The following is a 22,638-nucleotide window of genomic DNA, read 5'->3' as shown; positions in this document are numbered from 1 at the left end:
CTTCGGGAGTGAACACCATGACCACGCTTAATCTGAGCGCAGCCTCTGCTGCGCGCGATATCACCTATCGCAAAATTGCCTGGCGCCTGATGCCCTGGCTGATGCTCTGTTATCTCTGCGCCTATCTTGATCGCGTCAATGTGGGCTTCGCTAAATTACAGATGATGGATGATTTGTCTCTCAGCGAAACCGTGTATGGACTGGGTGCCGGGATCTTTTTTATCGGCTACTTCTTCTTTGAGGTGCCGAGTAACCTGATCCTGCACCGTGTCGGCGCACGCCGCTGGATTGCCCGCATTATGATCACATGGGGCATCATCTCAGCCCTGTTCGCCTTTGTAGAAACCGCATGGCAGTTCTACCTGCTGCGCTTTCTGCTCGGCGTCGCCGAGGCCGGTCTTGCGCCTGGTCTGCTGCTCTACCTGACCTACTGGTTTCCATCACACCGTCGCGCGCGTATGACCGTGCTCTGGTTTGTCGCCATTCCGCTGTCAGGGATGATTGGCGGCCCGCTCTCAGGCTGGATTATGGCGACCTTTGCAGGCTTTAACGGATGGGCAGGCTGGCAGTGGATGTTTATGCTGGAAGCTATCCCCACTCTTATTATGGGATTAGTGGTACTGCTGGTTCTGAAGGATCGCGTTGAACAGGCAGAGTGGCTGGACGAAGATGAGAAACGCCGGGTGCGTGCCGATCTGGATGAGGATAATCAGCAGAAAGCCTGTCATGGCACGGTAAAAGCCTTTGTCGCCGACCGTCGTCTGTGGCTGCTGGCGCTGATCTACTTCTGTGTGGTGATGGGTCAGTACGCCCTGACTTTCTGGTTACCGACGCTGGTGAGAAACTCAGGCGTTAGTGAACCGCTGCATATTGGGCTGCTGACCAGTCTGCCTTACCTCTGCGCCATTATCTTTATGCTGCTGGCCGGGCGCAGTGGCGATCGCTATCGTGAACGCCGCTGGCATCTGATTGTTCCGATGCTGATCGGACTCACCGGACTGACGCTGGCGACCCTGCTGAGCCATAGCGTCTCCCTGTCACTGCTCTCCCTCTGTATTGCCGCTGCGGGCATTCTTTCCGCCTCATCGCTGTTCTGGATGTTGCCGACCAATCTGTTAGGTGGCGTCTCTGCCGCCGCAGGCATCGCCGCCGTGAACTGCATTGCTAATCTGGCCGGTTTTTTCTCACCGTGGCTGATAGGCACCATCACCACCGCAACCGGTACGCCCGCTTCCGGAATGTACTTTATTGCTGCCGTCCTGCTGGGTGGCGCGCTATGCGTGCTGCGCATCCGGGCAGCGGACGTTAATCGTTAATCAGGAGGTAACATGACTGACTCTCGTCACGCTTCACACGTGCTCTCATTGCAGCAACGAGCCACCAATATTCGCCGCCATGCCTTATTAATGGGCCAGGTTCAGGGGCAGGGATATATCGGTCAGGCGCTGGGTGCAGCCGATTTGCTTGCTGTCAGCTATTTCCACGCCATGAATTACCGGCCGGATCAACCTGAGTGGGAAGACCGCGATCGCTTCTATCTGTCGATTGGCCATTACGCTATCGCCCTTTATGCCGCCCTGCTGGAAGCAGGCGTGATACCTGAAGAGGAGAGGGAAACCTATGGGACTGATGAGAGCCGCCTGCCGATGTCCGGCATGGCTGCCTATACCCCAGGCATGGAAATTACCGGCGGTTCACTGGGTCATGGCTTAGGTATTGCTGTGGGTGCCTGTCTGGGGCTGAAACAGAAAGGCTCGCAGGCACGAGTCTATAACCTGCTTTCAGATGGTGAACTGAATGAAGGCTCTACATGGGAAGCGGCAATGTCCGCCTCACACTGGCAACTTGATAACCTGATCGCCCTTATCGACGTCAACAATCAGCAGGCTGACGGCCATAGCAGTGAGATTCTCGCTTTTGAACCCATTGTGGATCGCTGGCAGTCTTTTGGCTGGTACACCCAGCGGGTTGATGGCAACGATATCTCTGCTTTGCAGGCCGCCTTTGATGCGGCTCGCAGCTGGCCCGAACCCCAGCCGCGCGTCATCATTTGCGATACCCGAATGGGCAAAGGGGTACCGTTTCTGGAAAGTCGTGAGAAAACCCACTTTATTCGGGTCGATGCCGATGAGTGGGACAAAGCCCTGACTGCACTTGAGCAAGGAGTCTGAGATGAGTTCACAACCGCAAAAAAAACGTCTGACCACATCCGCCATGATCGCCTCGATCGCCGCTGAAGGCCAGCCCACGGTTTCAGCTCCTTTTGGACATGCCCTGGTCTCTCTGGCAGAGCAGCGCTCAGATGTGGTCGGGCTGACGGCTGATTTAAGTAAATACACCGATCTGCACCTGTTCGCAGAGGCTTTTCCGAAACGCTTTTATCAGATGGGCATGGCGGAACAGTTACTGATGAGCGCCGCAGCAGGTATGGCGCGTGAAGGCTTTATGCCTTTTGTCACCACGTATGCCGTCTTTGCTTCCCGCCGCGCTTATGATTTTATCTGCATGGCCATCGCCGAAGAGAATCTGAACGTTAAAATCGCCTGCGCGCTGCCGGGCCTGACCACCGGTTATGGACCGAGTCATCAGGCGACTGATGACCTGGCAATCTTCCGTGGCATGCCGAACCTGACTATCATCGATCCCTGCGATGCACTGGAGATTAGCCAGGTGATACCGGCTATCGCTGAACATCAGGGTCCGGTCTATTTGCGCCTGCTGCGCGGTAAGGTTCCGCTGGTGCTGGATAAATATGACTATCGCTATCAGCACGGTAAGGCTCAGCGCCTGCGCGGCGGTAAGCATGCCGTTATTATCAGCAGCGGATTGATGACCATGCGGGCGCTTGAGGCCGCTGAAGCGCTGGAGAAGCAGGGGATTGAGGTCGGTGTGGTTCACTCACCCATGATTAAGCCTCTGGATGAAGAGACCATCCTGCGTGAGGCGGGAGTAGCACTGCATCATAACCAGCTGGTTATCACCGCTGAAAATCATTCGATAACCGGTGGCTTAGGCGAAGCTATTGCCGGCCTGTTAATGCGAAACCATGTGACACCGCGCTTTAAACAGATTGCGCTGCCGGATGCTTTCCTTGCAGCAGGCGCACTACCGACGCTGCATGACCGTTATGGCATCTCAACGGATGCCATGGTTAAGCAAATCACCGCCTGGCTTGAAGCCTGATTCATATCAAAACCGGGCCTGGCCCGGTTTTCTTCTGCATAGGTTCGCTGCTGCCGTGGAAGATCATCATTGCATTACGTCACTTCACATCGGTCTGATTACTGATTGCAGTGGTCAGCACTCTCTGCGCATCAGCAACTACGCTGTATGCTGATAACAGCCACTTATAACCCGGTTCAATGCCATACAGACGTTATTTCTCGCAATTCACTGTAAACAGCAGTGCAGTGAGCCATCGCCTTTTATCAGGTAGGCCGATAGGGGCTCTTCGTCCGTAAGCTGCCGATTTCATCTGCTTTACCCAATACAGTGAATCTGATGCCATGCAACTACCTTTCCGTTATGAACAAACTATGACAATCTTTTCGCGCTGATCAGGTTTTAATGGAGTTCCATGCCAAAGCTGCATCTTGTATCGCACCTCTTCAAAAAAAATTTTATCGCGCAGAAAAAGTTATCCACTTTTTCTGTGGATAAGTGAGGGATAGTTTCTGAGTATCTTTTTTCACTCTCTGTTCAGGACTTTACTGCTCTCAAGATACGCCTCTTTTCTGATCTTATCCGTTCGCCCTCAGGCCTGAAACGAGGGAGCGTTTAACTGCAGGCATGGCGATTTCAGGCTGAAATTATTGCATCTTTTATATTAAAAACAAACAGTTAATCACGAAATATCGCTGGCGGGCTAATGTTTGGAGAAAGGCCAGGCAGAGGGTTTAGCGGAGTGTGTGAAGCCGGTACGCTGTTACTGAGGTTCAGTGGGGGTTGATTGGTCACTAATGAACCAGCCCCGGAAAATCATTACTTGCAATATTCTGACCGTCGGATGCGCGCTGACGGCGATGAGATTCATCAACGATAGCATCAGACGAAAAACGTTATCTCTGTTTATAGTGACCTGTGCGGTTTGGAAGGGGCCTGGGTATCTGGCGAAAGAGTTCAGCGAAGTGGCGATTTCATGCAGTTTTTCAGCAAGACACAATAGATTAATTTATTATATTTCAATAGCATAATCATGAATTCACACTTGAAAATCTGGCGATTTCAGCCTGAAATTTAGGTGTCCGCCATCTCTATTAACGCCGATTACCTAAAAAATCAAAAAAAAAGCCAGCGTTTATCGCTGGCTGATTTGAGTGCGGATGCCTTAACGGTTGAGATATTTTTTCAGGGTCTCCGCAATAACTTTATCCAGCTCTTCCTGCAACTCTTTCGACTGCCGGTTAAATTCATAACTGAACATCCGTCCGCGTACCTTTTTGCGGGCGAAGCGATCTTTATCAGCAAAAGACCAGAGCGCAGTCGCCTGAGTTTTATCTTTCTCCGGTTCTTTGATCAGAGTCTGGCTGCCCTGTCGAATCAGACGTAAAATATGATTTTTAAGCTCGTCCTCGGCCAGACCTTCACGGGCACAGACCACATCAATTTCCCTTGAAATGGACTTGATCAGAGCTTCAACGCTTTGCCCGGACTCACTCAACTTGTCAGCTGCCTGTAACAACGCTTTATAGTCGGGATAGGTCAGCTCAGCGTGATTAGGAAAAAGTGAAATCAAATCTGACGGAACGCTGGCGGCCTGCAGGGCACGCGTCACTTTTGCCTGGGACAAACCCTGATTTTCAGCAATCTCCTTCTGCGACAAACCGCCATCTTTAAGTGTTAACAGACGCATACCCACTTCGCGCAGATTGTGTTCCCGTGCCGTCTGAATATCCTGCGCCAGTCGGCGAGCTTCATCAGGGGTGATGGCCGCGTCAGTGATCAGCACGTCCAGGCCGGTTTTGCAGTAGAGCGCCGCTGCCCGACGACGTGAACCGTCGAGGATTTCGATGCGGTCATCGCGCATCACGCCAATAGCGGGAAAGAACTGCTGCAGCTTAATGGTCCGGATAATGTCGCGCAGCGAATCAGGTGTCAGGCCTGCCTGATCGCGACCGTTGGTTTCCATTGTGACAAACGTTTTGCTTTCAACGTCGCTGGCGGCAATGCGTTCAAAACGAAATAACGCGCGCTTGCCCGTTGCCAGAACGAATGTCTGGTTGTGCTGGCTGTCTGGCGTGTCATTTTCCAGTGGAGTCTGGCTGAAGGTTCTGCCAATCGTAATTCTTTTTGCGCTCATACAAACCTCAGTTCAGGCGAATAAATTCGATACGGTCGAAGACGGCTTTAGCAAAATCTTCTGCGGCGGATCGTGCATTCTTCAACGCTTCGCTGCTGCCGACGTAGGTCGAAGGATTGGCGGAGATAACCGTATCAAAGGATTCGCCACAACGTTCGAAACCATCAAGGCGGGGAAGGGCAGCATCAAGCATGTCGCCACCAAAAATCTCTTTCGCCAGGCTATGACAGAGTTTGTGGTCCGCTTTATTGGAGAGCTTCGACATGAAGCCAATATTGCCCTGCAGCCGACAGGTCGCGCCGGAGTCTTCGATAATCGCAATCAGTTCCGGAAGACGTGTCAGGTATTTTAGTGTCGAGTGAAAGTCTACCTGAGCCGGTGGCACCGGAGTCATCAGAAGATCTGACGCTGCAATCGCATTCTTCAGGAAGGCATCAAGATGCGGGCCGCTGTCGATAAAGATAAAGTCATAATCTTTTTTCAGTTTGGCAATAACGTTGTCATACAACACGGCGTGAACGTTCTGTTGCGGAAGATGCTCAGCACAAAGCTGATCCCAGCTTGAGGCGATAAAGGCGTCATCAATCGATGCAGGCAGCACATCCACACCCGGAATGATCGACGGAACGATAAACTCGTTGACCAGCTCATCTCGTGAGACATTCTGCAGCATTGCCTGCGCCGCAGTCGCTTCCACCAGCCCGACGGAGCGCTCGTGGTTCAGAAACATGGTTGCTGAGGACTGCGGATCAAGGTCGATAACCAGGATGCGCAAATCTTCAAAAAGCAGATGGGGATGTGCGCGCAACGCATGTGCCAGCGAGACGGTTGAAACCGTTTTGGAGACACCGCCCTTCAGATTACCGACAAACAGGGTGTAAGCGTCACTATGGCGATCGCGATACTTCGGCACGCCACGATGATGATAGATATCGATAATATTCTGAATCGACATAGCATATTTAACGGAAGAACCGGCCGCACGTTTATCAAATTGATAACCGCTTTCTTCCATCTCATTGACTGCGTAATCCACACTGGCTCGGGTCAGTTTGGGCAACTTTGCCAGCGCCGCTTTGGCATAGACCTGATAGTAAGTATTTTCATGCAGTTCCTGCTTTTGCGCCTGAATTTGCTCGGTGAGGCTTAGCAGCATGCGTTCTGAACGCTGCGCAACCTTCATCACCTGCTTGTCATCATTAGCCATAGTTGCTCCAAACATGTAGGATTTATGACTTTATACAGAAATCCTGCACGTGAGGCAATAAATTATCTTCTCAACATAATCTCCGTTTTTATGTAACCACACGGGTTTTGGTGAGCTTCATCACATTATTTCGTCTGGCCGAATATATTTTGCAGGTTAATTGCGGTAAGCATTCACTGTAATCAGCAGAACATTCACTGTAGTGAGCAAACAGGTTTAAAAAATCATCAGACAAACCGGGTACATTGAGCGGGAAAGGGGAAAACACAGAAGACGAACCTTGAGATCAAACGTTCACTGTAGTCAGTAAAGCTTGTGTCTCTTTCGGTGACGTTATGGAGCAGGCGAAAGCGCGATGGATACATTGATAAATGGATTTCAGGCAGTGACTGCAGGTTGCTGTGCTGATCTTTGCCACTGCATCACTTCAACATTCACTATAGTCAGTAGCGTTTTACGTGTTCAGCTCTGTGAAGAGCAACGTTCACTGTAATCAGTAAACTTGCCGATCAGGAGCCAGAAGAGGGAGCAGGGCAGAGTAAACGTTCACTGTAGTCAGTAAGGATGGGTTGAAAAATCCTCAGCGGATGATAAAAGCATCGGAATCTGGAGAGGGAATATACACCGGCAACGTCACAACCGACTCTGGTCTGCGATACAGAAGCGTAAAGCCCATAAACGTTCACTGTAATCAGTAAATCCAGAAAGCAGTAAACATTCACTATAATCAGTAACACTACTAGTGGAAGAGGGATGAGAAGAAGAACAACCGCGCAAACATTCACTGTAGTCAGTAGTTCCTGGTTAGCAGTAAGTAGACAGAGGCGATTCCGTTCTGCATCAGAGTGTGCCGACGTAGTCGTGAGTCATGAAGTGACCAGACCTTGCGAGCAACGGCTTCTTCTGTCGCCCTTCAGCCAGTCATGCACCAGCCCCGTATGCATAAGCAATGCCGTCAGCAGGTTCACTTTAACGTTCACTGTAATCAGTAGAATGCACGATGCCTTCAGGTACACCGCAGCAAACATTCACTGTAATCAGCAGAACGTTCACTGTAATCAGTACAAGATTAGCATCCCGCCATGGCAGTTATGACTCGCCTCAGACCGGGCATCTGGTAACAACGTTCACTGTAATCAGTAGCGATCTGGAAAGCCGTTAAAGAGATTCAATGCTGAGGCGAGGGTAGTGCCCATCAGCAAACATTCACTGTAATCAGTAACAGTGTCACGCTGCTCTCTATGGTTACGTGTGTCATTCAGGTCATACGTATCATGTGAATCACGCTGAGCAGACCCCTCATGGTAAACCGCATCCAACCCTGATTTGCTGGCCAGCCAGTAATGCTCTTTGAGAACAGGGCAGAGCAAAGGCATTCACTGTAGTCAGTAAAAAGGATTCACTGTAATCAGCAGAGAGAGGCTTAGCCAACCGAAGTCAGGGCATTCACTGTAATCAGTAAACACAGTATAATTGAGTGCTAACCAATATGAGAGTAAGCACTAACTTACTTATAAGCCCTTGTTATCAGGCGCATTGAAGGGGGGTAGGGTCTGAACACACTTTTGCCCGGCGGCCCGTATACTGATTACAGTGAACGTTACTGATCACAGTGAATCCCTGGGGAGTACTGATTACAGTGAATGAAGAGTGGATGGCGCAATGTCACCGGTAACGCAGAAAGTGACACTGCCACGCAGGAATACTGATTACAGTGAACATGAGGAGTTAATCATCAAACTCGATCTCATCCAGCGAATCGATGCTCTCCAGATTACTGATGCCATCAAGCTTAGGCGTACGGCTGTGGATAATAAAAAAGACTGAGCGGCCACGCTTCACTTCTGAGTAATCCAGATAACCGATCTCTTTCAGCTGCTCCATCGCGCGCCGCACGACATGGTTCTGCGTGGTGGTCTTAGAGCCGAGGTTCAGGCGCATACGCAGGCGTGCAAGCGAGATAGGCGCTGGATTGGTTGGCAGGCTTTCCAGGAAAGTGTAAAGCGCCTGCGCAGACTCTTTACGCTTCAGACGGGATATTGCACGGAGCTGAAGCAGGACCTTGTGGTCGAAGTTATAGAGTTCGAACAGCTTGGGGTCGGCCTGGATGCGCACAATATCTTTTTCGCGATCGTAATAAGCAGACTGAACAAGGTGGGTGTGATAGGCCTTGCCGTTACCTTCAAAAGAGAGCGTATTGGTCGCGATACGGCGCAGAGAGGCATCAAGACGCTTGCGCAGGGCGGCTGAAGAGTTGGCAGAGGGAATGCCACACATCTTAACAAAGTCGATAAACGGCAGCGTGACAGTATCGCCTTTGGTCGGATAGCGGGAAAACGATTGAATAATACCCGCCCAGGTTTTGAAATCGTTATCCATATCCAGCCGCGCGCCGGTAATGGTAATCTTTTCGTAGCCTTCCGCTTTCACCAGCGTCAGATTCTTCAGCTCTTTCGTCGCATCCGTTGATGCCATCGCACCGGATTTACCGCGTGCAGTAGATTTCAGCGTCGGCACGAACAGCCCAAGACGCATTAAAGCGACAGGCTGAACGGTATTATTCTTGTTGGGATGAAGCTGAATAACTTCACCGCTGTTTTTTGTCACTGACAGAAAAGGTTCAAGTAACGTTTTGTTTTCGTTGTCTTTATCTGCCATGGCGTAAGATCTTCATTCTGTGGATGAAAGGGATCGTTTTCTGACTACAGTGAACATTAGCACTGTTTACAGTGAACATTCTACCTGGTACAGTGAATAAAGTACTGATTACAGTGAACACTTTACTGATTATAGTGAACGCGATCACCCTTTCAGCCCTTGTGGGGTGCGGCCTGCGACGATCGGGGATCTCTTAGGATCTCTATATGATCTATTAAGGATCGTTTATTAGGATCTGGTCACTGTATAAGTGGAAAACTTAAGGCGTGACATCATTTTCAGACGGGCTGACCACCAGCAAAAACTGGCCCGCAATCTGCCCACTGCCTGACCGACTAATCGGTCATAGCCGCATTCATTCTCAATCGATAAACAACTTCCTCACTATTATTCATTTTTCATCATCAACTACAGCGCGTATCGTCTCTCCATCACTGACAGAATGAGGAATACGACACCATGACTGAACATGCCCTATCACGTAACCCCACAACTGGTGAAATTCTGGCACGCTATCCTTTGCAGAATAGTGCAGAGCTGGAACAGACACTGACTGAAAGCGCATCTGCTTTTGCTGCATGGAAACAGAGCACCATGACGGACCGCGTTCGCGTATTGCGTCAGCTTGGCGAACAGATCCGTCTGCGTGAGCAGGATCTTTCCCGCATGATCACCCTGGAGATGGGTAAACCCATTGCACAGGCACGCGCTGAAGTTCTGAAATGCGCTAACTTATGCGACTGGTATGCGGAACATGGCCCTGCAATGCTGGCCGATCAGCCCACTCAGATTGCCGATGCGTGGCAGCGATTCCGTCCCATCGGGGTGATCCTGGCTGTGATGCCATGGAATTTCCCCTTGTGGCAGGTTCTGCGGGGCGCAGTGAGTATGTTGCTGGCAGGCAACACCTATCTGCTTAAACACGCGCCTAACGTCATGGGAAGCGCCACACTGATGGCTGATCTGTTCAGGGCAACCGATCTGCCTGCTGGTGGCTTTAACCTGATCAACGTTGACAACGACGGTGTCTCCGTAGCCATCAAAGATGACCGCATTGCCGCCGTTGCCGTTACCGGAAGTGTCCGGGCTGGCGCCGCGATCGCTGCACAGGCGGGCGCAGCACTTAAGAAAACCGTGCTGGAGCTGGGTGGATCCGATCCCTTTATCGTGCTGGCGGATGCCGATCTTGATGAAGCGGTTAAATCAGCCGTTATTGGACGTTTCCAGAATACCGGGCAGGTTTGTATGGCTGCCAAACGCTTTATTGTGGAAGCTCCGATCGCTGAAGAATTTGAAAAACGCTTCACTGCCGCGGTCCAGGCACTCACCATGGGCGATCCGCTGGATGAAAATACCTTCCTGGGCCCGATGGCACGCGCCGATCTGCGTGACGAACTGGATGGACAGGTAAAGGCCACGCTGCGTGAAGGTGCACGTCTGGTACTGGGCGGCGAGAAAGTGGCAGGGCAGGGTAACTACTACGCGCCGACCATTCTCGCTGATGTCACCAGCGACATGACCGCGTTCAGGCAGGAGCTGTTTGGCCCGGTAGCCGCTATTGCGGTCGCAAGGGATCCACAACATGCGCTGGAGATCGCCAACGACAGCGAATTTGGCCTCAGCGCCACCGTCTGGAGCGGTAATGAAGAGATTGCCGATCGTCTGGCGCTGCAGCTGGAAGTCGGTGCTGTGTTTATTAATGGCAACGGCGCGTCCGATCCGCGCGTTACCATTGGTGGTGTGAAGAAAAGCGGCTACGGCCGTGAGCTGTCGCACTTTGGTGTGCACGAATTCTGTAACGTGCAGACCGTCTGGAAGAATCGTCGCTAGTGTTTACTGTGCCGACGGAAGATAAGCGGGCGCTGTTTTAGCGACTGCACTGAGCGGACTCAGCAACCGATGCGGTGCAAACGCACTCAGCATTGGTGACGCTGTGCCGCTCAGCATCTCCTCAGCCACCAGCCTGCCCAGCAATGGGGCAAGTGTCATGCCGCTATGGCTGACCATCAGATAAACGCGTGCCGACTCGCTGATGTAGCCTAATGCCGGCAAGCCATCTGCCGGACGCGACCGCTGTCCTGTTTCAATCCGCTCAATTCTCGCGCCTTCCGTATTTCTAAACAGCCGCCGCAATCGACGCAGCATCTCTTTGCCAATCAGTCCATCCGGCGAGACCGGCCGCGCCGGATCGGCATGCTGATCCAGATCCAGCGCCTGCAGCATCAGGCGGCCGCCACCATTCGGCCGCACATTCAGTTCCGGGGTAATCAGATTGCATTTAAGTGGGATCGGCAGAGGCTGCGTCTGCGCCAGAAAACTGCAGGCAACAGGATCGGCGCGGTTCGCATCGGTCATCGCCAGTTCAAGCCCGCACTGGCTTATCAGTTCCGGTGCCCAGCGGCCGGTCGCCAGCACCAGCTGATCGCCGCGCCATTCATCCCCACTGGCCAGCGTAAGATGGACATCCTGCGCCGATTCAGTCAGCGTCGTCACTTCATTGTTGCAGACCAGCTGCCCGCCACTGGTACGCAGCTCTGCCAGCAGAGAGGCGATAAACAGGCTCGGATAAAGCAGACACTCCGACGGGAAAGACCAGGCGTGCTGAACGCGGGGATCGAGCCGCAACTCGGGCATTGCACCCAGAAGTGCGGCGCGGCTACGTTTCTCTACGGGGTAATCGAGCGTCGTAAGCTTTGCTGCGCGCTGCGCCAGCTGGCGCAGGGATGATTCATCGGCTGCCCACTCCAGCGTGCCGGTTTCCAGCAGCCATCGGGGCGATGCAGGATGGCTGGCCTGCCAGCGCTTATGCTCGTCTATCGCATGGGCATTAAGATCATGGTAGCTGGTGGGTTCTTTGCCGTTGGCATTGACCCAGGCATAGCTGATTTGACTGGTTCCGCTGCCAGGATAGTTTTTATCGAAGACGGTGACCTGTGCGCCCCGTCGCGACAATGACTGCGCGACGGCTAAACCCAGCACGCCTGCACCGATTACGGCAATACGTTGTGGCATATCTGGTCTCTCCTGAACAGGGATTAGTGGAAAACTGCTACCCGCCGGTTCGTTTACTATTGCGAAGTCAAAGAAGTACGTCAACCGCAGCGTCAGGCGGTGGTTTCATCGAACCATGCGGGCACCGGATCGGCCAGGGTGATCCACTGTTCAGGCCCCGCAGCCATCTCCTGTGGTGTCAGCAGCGCATGATCCAGCGCGGCACGGACGCTCTTCTCGTCCATCTCAATGCCGATAAAGACCAGCTCCTGGCGCGCATCGCCGGTACCTTCCTGCCACTGTTCAGCGATAAAGTTGAGCGAATCTGCATCCTGTGGCCATTCAGTTCGCGGCACGCTGACCCACCAGCGCCCGGCATAACCCTGACGTGCCACCGCGCCCGCCTGCGACCACATCGCGGCATATTCCGGCCGACTGGCCAGCCAGAAGTAGCCTTTAGAGCGGATAACGCCGTCAAGCTGGTGGTTTACTGCATGCCAGAAACGCTGCGGATGGAACGGACGACGGGCGCGATAGACAAAGTTACGAATGCCATACTCCTCCGATTCCGGCTGATGCTCACCGCGCAGGGTCTGCAGCCAGCCGGGTGCCTGCGCTGCCCGGTCAAAATCAAACCGGCCGGTATTCAGCAGGCAGTCCAGCGGAACCTGCCCAAACTCACTGTTCACAATAAGCGCGTGCGGGTTAAGCGCCTGCAGCATGCCCTTCAACTGGTGCAGCTGCGCCGGGCTGAGCAGGTCCGTTTTGTTCAGCACCAGCAAATCACAAAACTCAATCTGATCCACCAGCAGATCAACCACTGAGCGCTCATCCTGCGCGCCCAGCGATTCGCCACGTGACTGCAGATCATCGGCTGAACGATAATCGCGCAGGAAGTTGAAGCCATCGACTACGGTGATCATACTGTCCAGCCGGGCATAGGCTGACAGACTTTCACCCGCTTCATCTTCAAACGTAAAGGTTTCGGCAACCGGCAGCGGTTCAGAAATGCCGGTAGACTCAATCACCAGGTGATCGAAACGCCCGGCCTGAGCCAGACGTTTTACCTCCAGCAGCAGATCTTCACGCAACGTGCAGCAGATGCAGCCGTTACTCATTTCGACCAGCTTTTCATCGGTGCGGGAGAGCTGCGCGCCGCCATCGCGCACCAGCGCAGCGTCAATATTAATTTCAGACATATCATTGACGATCACCGCGATCCGCCGTCCTTCGCGGTTGTTCAGAATATGATTAAGCAGGGTAGTTTTACCGGCACCGAGAAAGCCGGAGAGAACGGCAACCGGCAGACGAGGATCGTCGGATGTCAGAGCAGAGAGTGTCATGATGTTACCTGTAAGAACGGGATTATAGATACGTTATAACATAACATTAGTGAGTTTGTTTTCAATCCTGATTTGTGTTTTTGTTGTGGGTACCAATGAGCGTTTAAAAGGGAGTGGAAATGCAACAACTCACGCTTGTCCCGCGTCTGATGCCAGCCGTCAGGTCCGGAGAGAAAACCTCGACGATTCGCTGGCAGGAGGGAGATATCACCATGGGTCCGCTGAGACTGGTGAATCAGCACGATGAAACGGACGCGGTAATCGTGTGGGTGAAGCAGGTCGACACGCTGCGCTTAAGCGAAGTCGCCGCGACGCTGGGGAAACAGGAGGAATGGCCTGATGAGGTGCTGCTGGAAGGGATGCGCGAGCACTATCCGGAGATCAGGCTGAGCAGTGAGGTGCAGCTAATCACTCACCTCACGCCCGCAGAAACCCTGCAGAAGCTCACTAAACAGTGATCAGCTGTGCTCAATCACCAGCAGCGCCATCGTATCGGCTTCCAGCGCCCGAAAGATATGCAGCTCATCGCCCGGATAGGTAATGTAATCACCCACATCCAGCTCCACCGCACTGTCGACCGGGCCCACCAGCGCACGCCCTTTAGCGATAATAATATGCTCAATGGTATTGGGGATATGGGGCTGGGAAATGCGTTCGCTGCCGGGCTGAACTTCCAGCAGATAGATATCACGCCGAACGCCGGGCGGGCAGGAGGCCAGCAAAACGGCCTGATAATCGGCCAGATCGGCGGTAACCGTCAGGCCCTCTCCACGCCGAATCACCTGCAGACGACGCGCATCCGGCTCCAGCAGACGTGAAAATGGAATGTTCAGCGTTACGCAAAGCGACCACAGGGTTTCAATGCCCGGATTGCCATTACCCGCTTCCAGCTGTGACAGCGTAGATTTGGCGATCCCTGCGCGGCGCGCCACTTCAGCCAGTGAAAGACCGGCTCGCTGACGTTCACGTACTAAGGCATTGGCAATAATGCTGATAGGGGTATTCAAACGCACTCCTGATAACCTGAATGTTTTTTATATCGAACATAACGTTCATCTTGTAAAACGTTTTCGCAGTGTTCATTATATCGGATTATATGTTCATTATGAGACAGAGTGATGCTTTTTCCGCAAATGCAGTTGCTGGACAAAGGGGTGATCAAAGCGATTTTTCTGGTCTGCCTGGCTGATGGAATTGTTGGTTTATCCTATGGCTCGCTGGCGTCGGCCGACGGGTTTCCGCTCTGGGTGCCGCTGGCGCTCTCAACGCTGGTGCTGGCGGGGGCGTCGGAGTTCCTGTTTATCGGCATTGTGGCCGGTGGCGGCAGTCCATTTACCGCCGCCGCAGCGGGCCTGCTGGTAAACGCACGTCATTTGCCGTTTGGCATCGCGGTCAAGGATCTGGTGGGGCAGGGTCCGTCAGGCTGGCTGGGCTGTCACATCATGAACGATGAAAGTGTGGTGTTTGGGATCTCTCAGCCGCAACTGGCGCAGCGCCGCGGTGCTTACTGGCTGTGCGGTATCGGTATCGGCTTGATATGGCCGGTCAGCGTCATGATCGGGGCAGCAATCGGGCAGTTTATTCCTGATGTCTCGGTGATCGGACTGGATGCGGTGTTTCCGGCGATCCTGATTGCTCTGATCTTCCCGGCGCTGCGCCAGCGACGCACCCGGATCCCCGCGACCGTCGGCGCGCTGCTCTCCTTGCTGGCGACGCCACTGGTTCCGGCGGGCATGCCGGTGCTGTTTTCACTGCTGGGCCTGCTGACATGGAGATCGCGCAAATGACACATCAGGGAATGATTATCGCCGGGATTGCCCTGCTGGCTGCCGGAACCTATCTGATGCGGTTTGCAGGCGTCAGGCTGGGAAACCGTCTTCCGATAAGCGAGCGCACCCAGCAGATGCTCTCCGACGCCGCCACGATATTGCTGCTGGCGGTAGCGGCCACCACCACGCTGTTTGAAGGCCAGCATTTTGCCGGTGTGGCACGGGTGGCGGGCGTGGGCTTTGCCCTGTTGCTGGCGTGGCGTCGTGCGCCGCTGATTATGATTATTCTGGGGGCGGCGGCGATGACGGCGCTGTTGCGTTTTCTCGGCGTGCCCTGAGGATGTCATTAACCCCGGCAAAAGCGGGGATGTTATCGCGGTGAAAATTTGTCAGGATGGCACTCTCTCAGGCGTGATTAGCCCGATAACCTTGCAGGGATTGCTGAATGAACACTATCCGTACCTGTTTCCTCCTGATGCTGCTGACCGTGATGACAGCCGGTTTAACCGCCGTTCCGGCCATTGCCCGACCCGATATGCGTCCGCTGGGCAAGAACATCGCCGACACAGGTTCCGCCTGGTATCGCTTCCAGAGTAAAAAGTTTGTCTCACAGGATGGGGAACGGCACTATCGGGTGTGGCTTGCTATCCCCAAAAGCGATGCGCCGCCAGGCGGCTATCCGGTGCTCTGGCTACTGGATGGCAATGCGGCGATGGCACATTTGACAGAACCTCTGCTTAAAAAGCTGAGCAGCGGCACGCCGCCAGTGCTGGTCGCGGTGGGTTACGACACCCATTTGCCCTTTGATGTGGTGGCGCGTAATTACGACTACACCCCACCCAATGATGCGCCTGATACTCTGGTCACTCAGCCTCATGGCCGCAAAGGCGGAGGCAGCCATCAGTTTCGTCAGCTGCTGCTGAACACAATTGTCCCGTGGGCAGAACATCTTGCGCCCAGTAATCCGCAGCGGCGTGCGCTCTGGGGGCACTCCTACGGCGGACTGTTCGTGCTGGATACCTTCTTTCATGCCGCCTGGTTCAGCCATTACTTTTCGGCTGCTCCCTCGCTGAGCTGGAATCATCAGCGCATTCTTACCCTGGCCCGACGCGCTGACGCCGGACCGCTTAAACATTTGTCGCTCTATCTGATGGAGGGCGATGGCATCACCGAACGCCGAACCGGCCACTCTGACGATCTTCAGCAGGAAGAGCGTGCGCTTACCGACATCCTGTGCCCGAGCGGTGCCAGACTGATTCTGACGCGTTATCCCGGTCAGAGTCACGGCCAGATATTACCCTCATCGCTGGTGGATACGCTGGAAATAGTTTCCGGTAGCCGGGATTGATATCTGACCGGGCATCGCGGCATGATGGCGTTTCATCACCTGCCCGGAGTTCACGCATGAATCGTCCGCTACAGATTGGTCTTTTGCTGTTCCCTGATGTCACTCAGCTCGACTTAACCGGCCCGTGGGAGGTATTTGCGCGCACGCCTGGTGTCGAATGCCATCTCATCTGGAAAGATCGCCAGCCGGTGCGTTCCGATCGCGGCCTGTCGATATTGCCGACTACTACGTTTGCAGATTGCCCGCCACTGGATGTGATCTGTGTGCCTGGCGGGCCGGGACAGATCGCCCTGATGTCGGATGACGTCACGCTGAATTTCCTTCGCCAGCAGGCCGAACAGGCGAAGTGGGTTACGTCGGTCTGTACCGGTTCGCTGGTGCTGGGGGCCGCCGGATTGCTGAAGGGATATCGTGCTACCTCGCACTGGAGCTCCATCGATCAGCTGGCCCTACTGGGCGCGGAGCCGGTTAGTCAACGGGTGGTGCGCGACCGCAATCGTATCAGCGGCGCAGGCGTGACCTCTGGCATCGATTTTGCCCTGACGCTGGTGGCCGAAATTGCGGGTGACGCGGTGGCGAAAGCGGTTCAGCTGCAGATGGAATATGATCCCGAACCGCCGTTTACCAGCGGTTCACCGCATACCGCACCGCCACAGGAAGTGGAGCAGGCACGGGCTAAAATGGCTGAGTTTCTTGCCACTCGCCGTGCGGCAACCGAACGAGCCGCCCTGCGACTACAGGCTGATTAGCTTACTGACGCCGGGGATGCGCAACAGCAGCAGTGACAGCGCCATTGAGAAGATTAACGTCAGGGCGATGACCAGCAGTTTATCGCCCAGCGTCTGGATGCGGATTGCCGCCGCCAGCAGGCCAAAAATCAGATAGTGCAGGATATAGACGCCGGTCATGGTCTTCCCAAGGGTCGTCAGAAACGGCGTCAGCCACTGGACTTTTTCCGGCAGGCGAATGGCGTTAATGCTGATCACAATCAGCACCACCAGCAGATAAACCTGCGAGCCCGTCAGCACCACATCGTTATGGGTCGCCAGAAAGCGCGCAAGAAAGTAATGACGCTCATACAGCCAGGTAAAGAGATAAACCGCGGGCAGCAGCAGCAGGCTGATCTTTATCACTCTGGGTGATGTCAGCAACTGCATCACGCGCGGCGCGGCCATCAGCCGACCTGTGAGGTAGTAGAGCACCCAGGTCCAGATTCGGTATTGCGGCAGCAGCGAAAAGGCCCGCTGGCCCGGGTAGAGACTGGCGAGCAGGTCATAGGCAAAAGCTAACACCAGCAGCAGTAAAATCCCCGATGCCATCAGCCCAGGCCGCTGAATGAGTCGGTCAATCAGCGAATGCGACACGTAAATCACAATCAGCGCAATTACAAACCACGGCTGAATGAGATAGCCCTTATGATGCATCCCGGCAAACCAGAAAAAGCTGAACCAGAAGATAAAAATCAGCAGAATGCGGCGAATTTTGCCGAGCTGCCACGCGGGCGTATGCAGCTCACCGGCGTCGATATAACCGCTGAGCAGAAAATAGAGCGGCGTGGCGATCGTCGAAACAAAACTCAGCACGTTCAGCGTCAGATTGATGTCGTAATGGTAGCTGTCGTAGCTCTGGTAAAGCGTGAAAAACGAGACGGCGGTGATACAGGCCAGCGTCTTCAGCATTGCCAGTCCGCTCTTATTCACCGTGCGCCTCCCGACCATGGAAGCAACGATAGATGACCGGCAGCACCAGCAGGGTCAATACTGTCGCGAACCCGAGGCCAAAAATAATGACCACCGCCATGCTCTGGAAAAAGACGTCGCGCAGCAGCGGCAGCAGGCCCAGCACCGTGGTGAAGGCGGTCAGCAGAATAGGACGCAGACGTGAGGTCGCCGCATCAATAATCGCCAGCTGCAGCGATTTCTCCTGCCGGAACAGCCTGATCTCCTCAATCAGCACGATCCCGTTACGGATCAGCATGCCCGACAGGCTCAGCAGCCCAATCAGCGCCATAAAGCCAAACGGAATACCGGTGAACAAAAAGCCACAGGTGACGCCAATCAGCGCCAGCGGCACGGTGATACAGATAGCGACGGCGTCGCGCAGCGAGTTAAACATCAGCACGGTAATGATGAACATCGCCAGGAATCCCACCGGCAGCGAACTCAGCAGCCCGCTCTGCGCTTCACGTGAACTCTCCAGCTCACCTCCCCATTCAAGCCGGTAGCCCGCCGGGAGTTTTAGCTGGTCGATCTGTGGCTGAACCCGCGCCACCACCTGTGCGGAGGTTAACCCTGAAGCGGGATCGGGATCGGTCTGCACCGTCAGCACGCGGGTACGATCGCGGCGCATAATCAGCGGATTCTCCCACTCCAGCCGGAAGTCAGAAATCACATTGCTCAGGGGCAAAAAGTGCTGCAGGGCGGCGCTCCACAGCTGAATATTCTCGATGTGATCGACACTCTGCCGCTCTTCATCAGCCGGATAGAGCATCACCGGCATCAGCCGCGAACCGTCACGGAAAATGCCCACCGCGTCACCGCTGAAATTCATTCTCAGCGCCTGATCGATGTCACGTTTATCGATACCCAGTTCCTGACCACGCAGCGCCGAATAGACCGGGCGGATCACTTTGCTGCGCTCCTGCCAGTCATTGCGCACCGGGAACGTTGAGCCATCCGCCAGGAAGATGGCATCCAGCTGGCTGCCGATGTGGCGCAGCACTTCGGGATCGGGGCCGATCACCCGCAGGGCAATGGCGCTGTCACTGGCGCTGCCAAACTGGATACGTTTGATGCGCTGATTCACCTGCGGGAAGTTCTGCTCAATATACGCCTCGGTTTTCAGCGCCAGCGCATCTAGCTGTCGGCCATCCTTAACCCGCACCATAATCTGGGCGAAGTTGCTGTACTGCCGTGCCGCGTCATAGGTCAGGGTAAAGCGCAGAGCGCCCTGGCCCACCGTCGTGACCGTGGCTGCGACCTCAGGATCCTGATTAATGAACCGGGCAATATCCGCCGCCGTATTCGCGGTGTAATGAATATCGGTGCCATAGGGCAGCCAGAGATCGGTGAAAAAGACTGGCGTGCTGGAGGAAGGGAAAAAGTTCTGCTTCACCATGGTAAAGCCATACAGCGACAGAGCCAGCAGTGCCACCATTACCGTCAGCGTGGTCAGGCGGAAACGCAGCAGGCCGCCCAGCGCCTGACGATAGAGCCGGAATACGATGCCCTGATAAGGCGTGGAGGGTTCAGTTTGCTCAGGCTGAGCCGTGCTGCGGCGCTTCTCACTCCAGTTGATAAATACCGGCGTTAAGGTCAGCGCCGTGACCCAGCTCAGCATCAGTGAAATCAGCAGCACCTGGAACAGCGATTTACAATATTCGCCGGTCGAATCCTGCGACAGGCCAATCGGCGCAAAGGCGAGAATCGCAATCACCGTGGCACCCAGCAGCGGCAGGGCAGTGCGCCGTACCATACGGGCAATGGCCTGCTGTAAAGGGTGACCGCGCTGGTGATCGATTTTGACCCCTTCGACCACCACAATGGCATTGTCCACCAGCATGATGAGCGAAATAATCAGCGCGCCCAGCGACACCCGCTGCAGCTCAAGTTTAAACAGGTACATGATCAGGAGTGTGCCAAGCACGTTAAGCGCCAGCGAGGCGGCAATCACCATGCCGCTGCGCAGGCCCATAAACAGCAGCAGCGTTCCCACCACAATCGCCAGCGCCATCAGGAAGTTGAGGATAAAGCCATCAACCGACTGTTTCACCTCATGGGCCTGGTTATAGAACACCTTCAGACTGATACCGGCGGGCGTATCCTGCTGGTAGTGCGCCATTCGGGCGGAAAGCGCGTCGCCAACATCAATCACATTGACGCCGGGCGCGAACGAAATGCCGATAGCCAGAGCCGCTTCACCGTCTGCAAAGTAGATATTGGCGGGATTGTCGGTAACGCCACGCGTCAGGGTGGCGATATCGCGCAGATGCACGTTCTGTGGGTTGCCAGCGGGCAGAATCGGCAGATTAGCCAGATCGTCCAGCGTCTGCAGTTCGCCGGTGGGATGAAAACGGATCGATTCGCTGTCGACCCGCAGCGTTCCGGCACTGGCAACGCTGTTATTCCGGCTCAGCAGATCGGCGACGCGCTGCGGCGTCATACCATAGGCGGTCATTTTGCTGGCGGAGAGAGCGATGCGGATCTCCTCCTGCTCGATGCCCGCTACTGCAACTTTAGCCACACCCGGCACCAGCACCAGATCGCGCCGCAGCTGATCGGCGTAGTTGCGCAGTTCGCTGTTGGTAAAGTCGTTACCATGAATGACGAAGAAGTAGCCGTAAACATCGCCGAAATCATCGTTAACCAGCGGGGCCTGAACGCCAGGCGGGAACTGCCGGGCCGCATCGCCGACCCGACGACGTAACTCATCCCAGATTTGCGGCAGCTGATCGGCCAGATAGCGGGTATGAATATTAACGGTAATCTGCGACAGGCCATTGCCAGAAATGGACGTGACATTGTCCAGCGACGGCAGGCGCTGCAGCGCATTCTCCAGCGGCAGCGTTACCTCCTCTTCAACCTGCTGTGCGGACGCGCCGGGATAGTGGGTGACAATTACCGCCGACTTAATGGTAAACAGCGGATCTTCGAGGCGGCCAATGTTGAGCAGCGCATAGATGCCGCCCACGCCCAGCAGCAGAATGACCATCCAGATGCGAATGGGTTTATCAAGAAAATGCTCCTGAATACGCATTATAAACCCCGCTCGCGCTGCCAGATGCGCACCGCTTCACCGTCACGCAACTCACCCACACCGGCGGCAACGATACGGTCGCCCGGCTTCAGCCCGCTGATGATTTCTATGCCCTGGGCGGTGAGACGGCCCACTTCGACAGGTCGATCTTTGATGCGCAGCGCCTCACCATCCTGCTCAACCAGCCAGACGTGCGGTTGATTGGTGGGGCTGCGATCGGGATTGAACACCGCCGCCGCAGGCACGACCAGACGCGGCTGGGCAGGGGCATTTGGCAGGTTATGCAGCCTGACGCGAACCGAGCCGCTGAGGCCGGCAACGCCAGGGAGATCAGCCGGACGCGGCATGGTCAGCACCACCTGATAGGTCAGCGTGGCGGCATCCGTCTGGCTGGTATGCTCTTTATATTGTGCGGTGAAAAAGCGGCCTGGCAGGGCGTTAAACTGCACCTCAGGCTGATAGTCAATATTCTGGATATCGAGGCTGGTGAAGAGGGTTTCGGGCAGCGTAAAGATGACGTCGAGCAGATCGGCACGGGTCAGCAGCGCAATGGGCTGTCCGGCGGCCACGACTTGATGATTACGCGCCTGTACCCTTGCAATCACGCCATCAAACGGCGCGCGAAGGCTAAGAAACTGTAACTCCTCCTGTGCGATTTTCAGCGCAGTCGCGGCGGCATCGCGATTAGCACGCTGCACATCCATTTCAGACTTTGAAACGGCGCTGCGCTGGGCCAGCGTATTGAAGCGCTGAAATTGTCGCTCCGCCAGTTGCAGTGCAGTCTGGCGGTCGCGTACCCGTAGTTTCGCATCTGCATCATTCAGAGTAGCGAGAAGCTGTCCCGCTTTCACGGGCGTTCCGTCACGAATATCAAGCTGTACCAGCTGGCCTGCCCGTTTAAACGCAAGATCGGTATTATCACCCGCCTGAATACGCGCAGGAAATACCCGGATATTTTGAGCGATGTCCGACTCAAGGGTGAAAACTTTAATTACGCGGGGCGGGGGAGCATCCGGTTCTTTTTTTTCATCGCACGCTGTCATAAAAAAACAACAGAGCAAAATGAGGATAACCTTGCGTTTAATCATTTTCTTCGCCTTAACATCAGCTTTTAAACTGCGGTTTGATAAGCATTAAGGCGTAATAAACCCTGATGCTTATCGCGACCGGGATAAACTTATTTTTAATCTTCGTCATATAAGTTTAACGAAGCGGCAGGGCCGCTTCGCCTGAATCGGCTTACGCCGCCATCTGAGAGACCACCAGCC

The 22,638-nt window shown here is 54.6% G+C and carries 18 protein-coding genes; 9 read left to right on the top strand and 9 right to left on the bottom strand.

The annotated features are described in order from the left end of the window. Nucleotides 1–17 precede the first annotated feature (17 nt). From OK412_RS05655 to OK412_RS05645, 3 genes are read left to right on the top strand one after another with little or no spacing between them, the layout of a single operon-like run. Nucleotides 18–1,316, top strand: coding sequence for an MFS transporter (locus tag OK412_RS05655; RefSeq protein WP_264352828.1), 1,299 nt, complete (start codon nucleotides 18–20; stop codon nucleotides 1,314–1,316). 12 nt (nucleotides 1,317–1,328) lie between these two features. Then, complete coding sequence (locus OK412_RS05650) at nucleotides 1,329–2,171, top strand: transketolase (protein ID WP_182500538.1); 843 nt, start codon at nucleotides 1,329–1,331, stop codon at nucleotides 2,169–2,171. Between the two features lies 1 nt (nucleotide 2,172). Next, complete coding sequence (locus OK412_RS05645; RefSeq protein ID WP_022624574.1) at nucleotides 2,173–3,183, top strand: transketolase family protein; 1,011 nt, start codon at nucleotides 2,173–2,175, stop codon at nucleotides 3,181–3,183. Between the two features lie 1,144 nt (nucleotides 3,184–4,327). On the opposite strand, the gene OK412_RS05640 is transcribed toward OK412_RS05645, so the two are convergent. The 3 genes from OK412_RS05640 to OK412_RS05630 form a co-directional block, all read right to left on the bottom strand. Further along, nucleotides 4,328–5,299: a ParB family protein gene (locus OK412_RS05640; RefSeq protein WP_264352827.1), complete on the bottom strand. Its 972-nt coding sequence runs from the start codon at nucleotides 5,297–5,299 to the stop codon at nucleotides 4,328–4,330. A gap of 7 nt (nucleotides 5,300–5,306) precedes the next feature. Further along, the gene (locus OK412_RS05635) at nucleotides 5,307–6,506 is read right to left on the bottom strand and encodes an AAA family ATPase (RefSeq protein WP_010246822.1); all 1,200 of its coding nucleotides are present in this window, start codon (nucleotides 6,504–6,506) and stop codon (nucleotides 5,307–5,309) included. 1,728 nt (nucleotides 6,507–8,234) lie between these two features. After that, on the bottom strand, nucleotides 8,235–9,164 hold the full coding sequence (locus tag OK412_RS05630; protein WP_264352826.1) for a replication initiation protein: 930 nt from the start codon (nucleotides 9,162–9,164) through the stop codon (nucleotides 8,235–8,237). 459 nt (nucleotides 9,165–9,623) lie between these two features. On the opposite strand from OK412_RS05630, the gene OK412_RS05625 reads away from it, so the two are divergent. After that, a complete protein-coding gene (locus tag OK412_RS05625) occupies nucleotides 9,624–10,994 on the top strand; it encodes an aldehyde dehydrogenase family protein (protein ID WP_158132397.1) in 1,371 nt (456 codons plus the stop codon). A gap of 3 nt (nucleotides 10,995–10,997) precedes the next feature. On the opposite strand, the gene OK412_RS05620 is transcribed toward OK412_RS05625, so the two are convergent. Both OK412_RS05620 and zigA read right to left on the bottom strand, forming a co-directional pair. Then, nucleotides 10,998–12,176, bottom strand: a complete 1,179-nt coding sequence (locus tag OK412_RS05620) for an NAD(P)/FAD-dependent oxidoreductase (RefSeq protein WP_264352825.1) — start codon at nucleotides 12,174–12,176, stop codon at nucleotides 10,998–11,000. 92 nt (nucleotides 12,177–12,268) lie between these two features. Beyond that, a complete protein-coding gene (gene zigA, locus OK412_RS05615) occupies nucleotides 12,269–13,498 on the bottom strand; it encodes a zinc metallochaperone GTPase ZigA (RefSeq protein ID WP_010246814.1) in 1,230 nt (409 codons plus the stop codon). 119 nt (nucleotides 13,499–13,617) lie between these two features. On the opposite strand from zigA, the gene OK412_RS05610 reads away from it, so the two are divergent. Continuing rightward, a complete protein-coding gene (locus OK412_RS05610; RefSeq protein ID WP_111534292.1) occupies nucleotides 13,618–13,956 on the top strand; it encodes an ASCH domain-containing protein in 339 nt (112 codons plus the stop codon). Here the strand turns inward: OK412_RS05610 and OK412_RS05605 are convergent, their stop codons facing one another. Beyond that, nucleotides 13,957–14,505 (bottom strand): helix-turn-helix domain-containing protein, encoded by a 549-nt coding sequence (locus tag OK412_RS05605; protein ID WP_010246810.1) that lies wholly within the window; start codon nucleotides 14,503–14,505, stop codon nucleotides 13,957–13,959. Between the two features lie 111 nt (nucleotides 14,506–14,616). Here OK412_RS05605 and OK412_RS05600 point away from each other — a divergent pair, with 111 nt between their 5' ends. The 4 genes from OK412_RS05600 to OK412_RS05585 all read left to right on the top strand — a co-directional run bounded on the left by OK412_RS05600 (nucleotide 14,617) and on the right by OK412_RS05585 (nucleotide 17,364). Further along, nucleotides 14,617–15,285, top strand: a complete 669-nt coding sequence (locus tag OK412_RS05600; protein ID WP_245115094.1) for an AzlC family ABC transporter permease — start codon at nucleotides 14,617–14,619, stop codon at nucleotides 15,283–15,285. Continuing rightward, a complete protein-coding gene (locus OK412_RS05595) occupies nucleotides 15,282–15,605 on the top strand; it encodes an AzlD domain-containing protein (RefSeq protein WP_010246806.1) in 324 nt (107 codons plus the stop codon). Before OK412_RS05600 ends, OK412_RS05595 begins: the two co-directional genes overlap by 4 nt. 107 nt (nucleotides 15,606–15,712) lie before the next feature. Beyond that, on the top strand, nucleotides 15,713–16,615 hold the full coding sequence (locus tag OK412_RS05590) for an alpha/beta hydrolase (RefSeq protein WP_245115096.1): 903 nt from the start codon (nucleotides 15,713–15,715) through the stop codon (nucleotides 16,613–16,615). A 56-nt stretch (nucleotides 16,616–16,671) separates the two neighbouring features. Beyond that, nucleotides 16,672–17,364 (top strand): DJ-1/PfpI family protein, encoded by a 693-nt coding sequence (locus OK412_RS05585; RefSeq protein WP_122459931.1) that lies wholly within the window; start codon nucleotides 16,672–16,674, stop codon nucleotides 17,362–17,364. On the opposite strand, the gene OK412_RS05580 is transcribed toward OK412_RS05585, so the two are convergent. From OK412_RS05580 to OK412_RS05570, 3 genes are read right to left on the bottom strand one after another with little or no spacing between them, the layout of a single operon-like run. Then, nucleotides 17,350–18,315: an acyltransferase family protein gene (locus OK412_RS05580; RefSeq protein WP_163800106.1), complete on the bottom strand. Its 966-nt coding sequence runs from the start codon at nucleotides 18,313–18,315 to the stop codon at nucleotides 17,350–17,352. The genes OK412_RS05585 and OK412_RS05580 overlap by 15 nt on opposite strands. Continuing rightward, nucleotides 18,308–21,370 (bottom strand): efflux RND transporter permease subunit, encoded by a 3,063-nt coding sequence (locus tag OK412_RS05575; protein ID WP_264352824.1) that lies wholly within the window; start codon nucleotides 21,368–21,370, stop codon nucleotides 18,308–18,310. The genes OK412_RS05580 and OK412_RS05575 overlap by 8 nt, the downstream gene beginning before the upstream one ends. Beyond that, nucleotides 21,370–22,458, bottom strand: a complete 1,089-nt coding sequence (locus tag OK412_RS05570) for an efflux RND transporter periplasmic adaptor subunit (RefSeq protein WP_033768724.1) — start codon at nucleotides 22,456–22,458, stop codon at nucleotides 21,370–21,372. The genes OK412_RS05575 and OK412_RS05570 overlap by 1 nt, the downstream gene beginning before the upstream one ends. Nucleotides 22,459–22,638 lie beyond the last annotated feature (180 nt).

This window comes from Pantoea sp. JV6 (genome assembly GCF_025910055.1).
In the GTDB taxonomy this organism is placed as follows: domain Bacteria; phylum Pseudomonadota; class Gammaproteobacteria; order Enterobacterales; family Enterobacteriaceae; genus Pantoea; species Pantoea agglomerans.
Note: the sequence above shows the minus strand (reverse complement) of the source record. Positions and strands in the feature narration are given on the sequence as shown.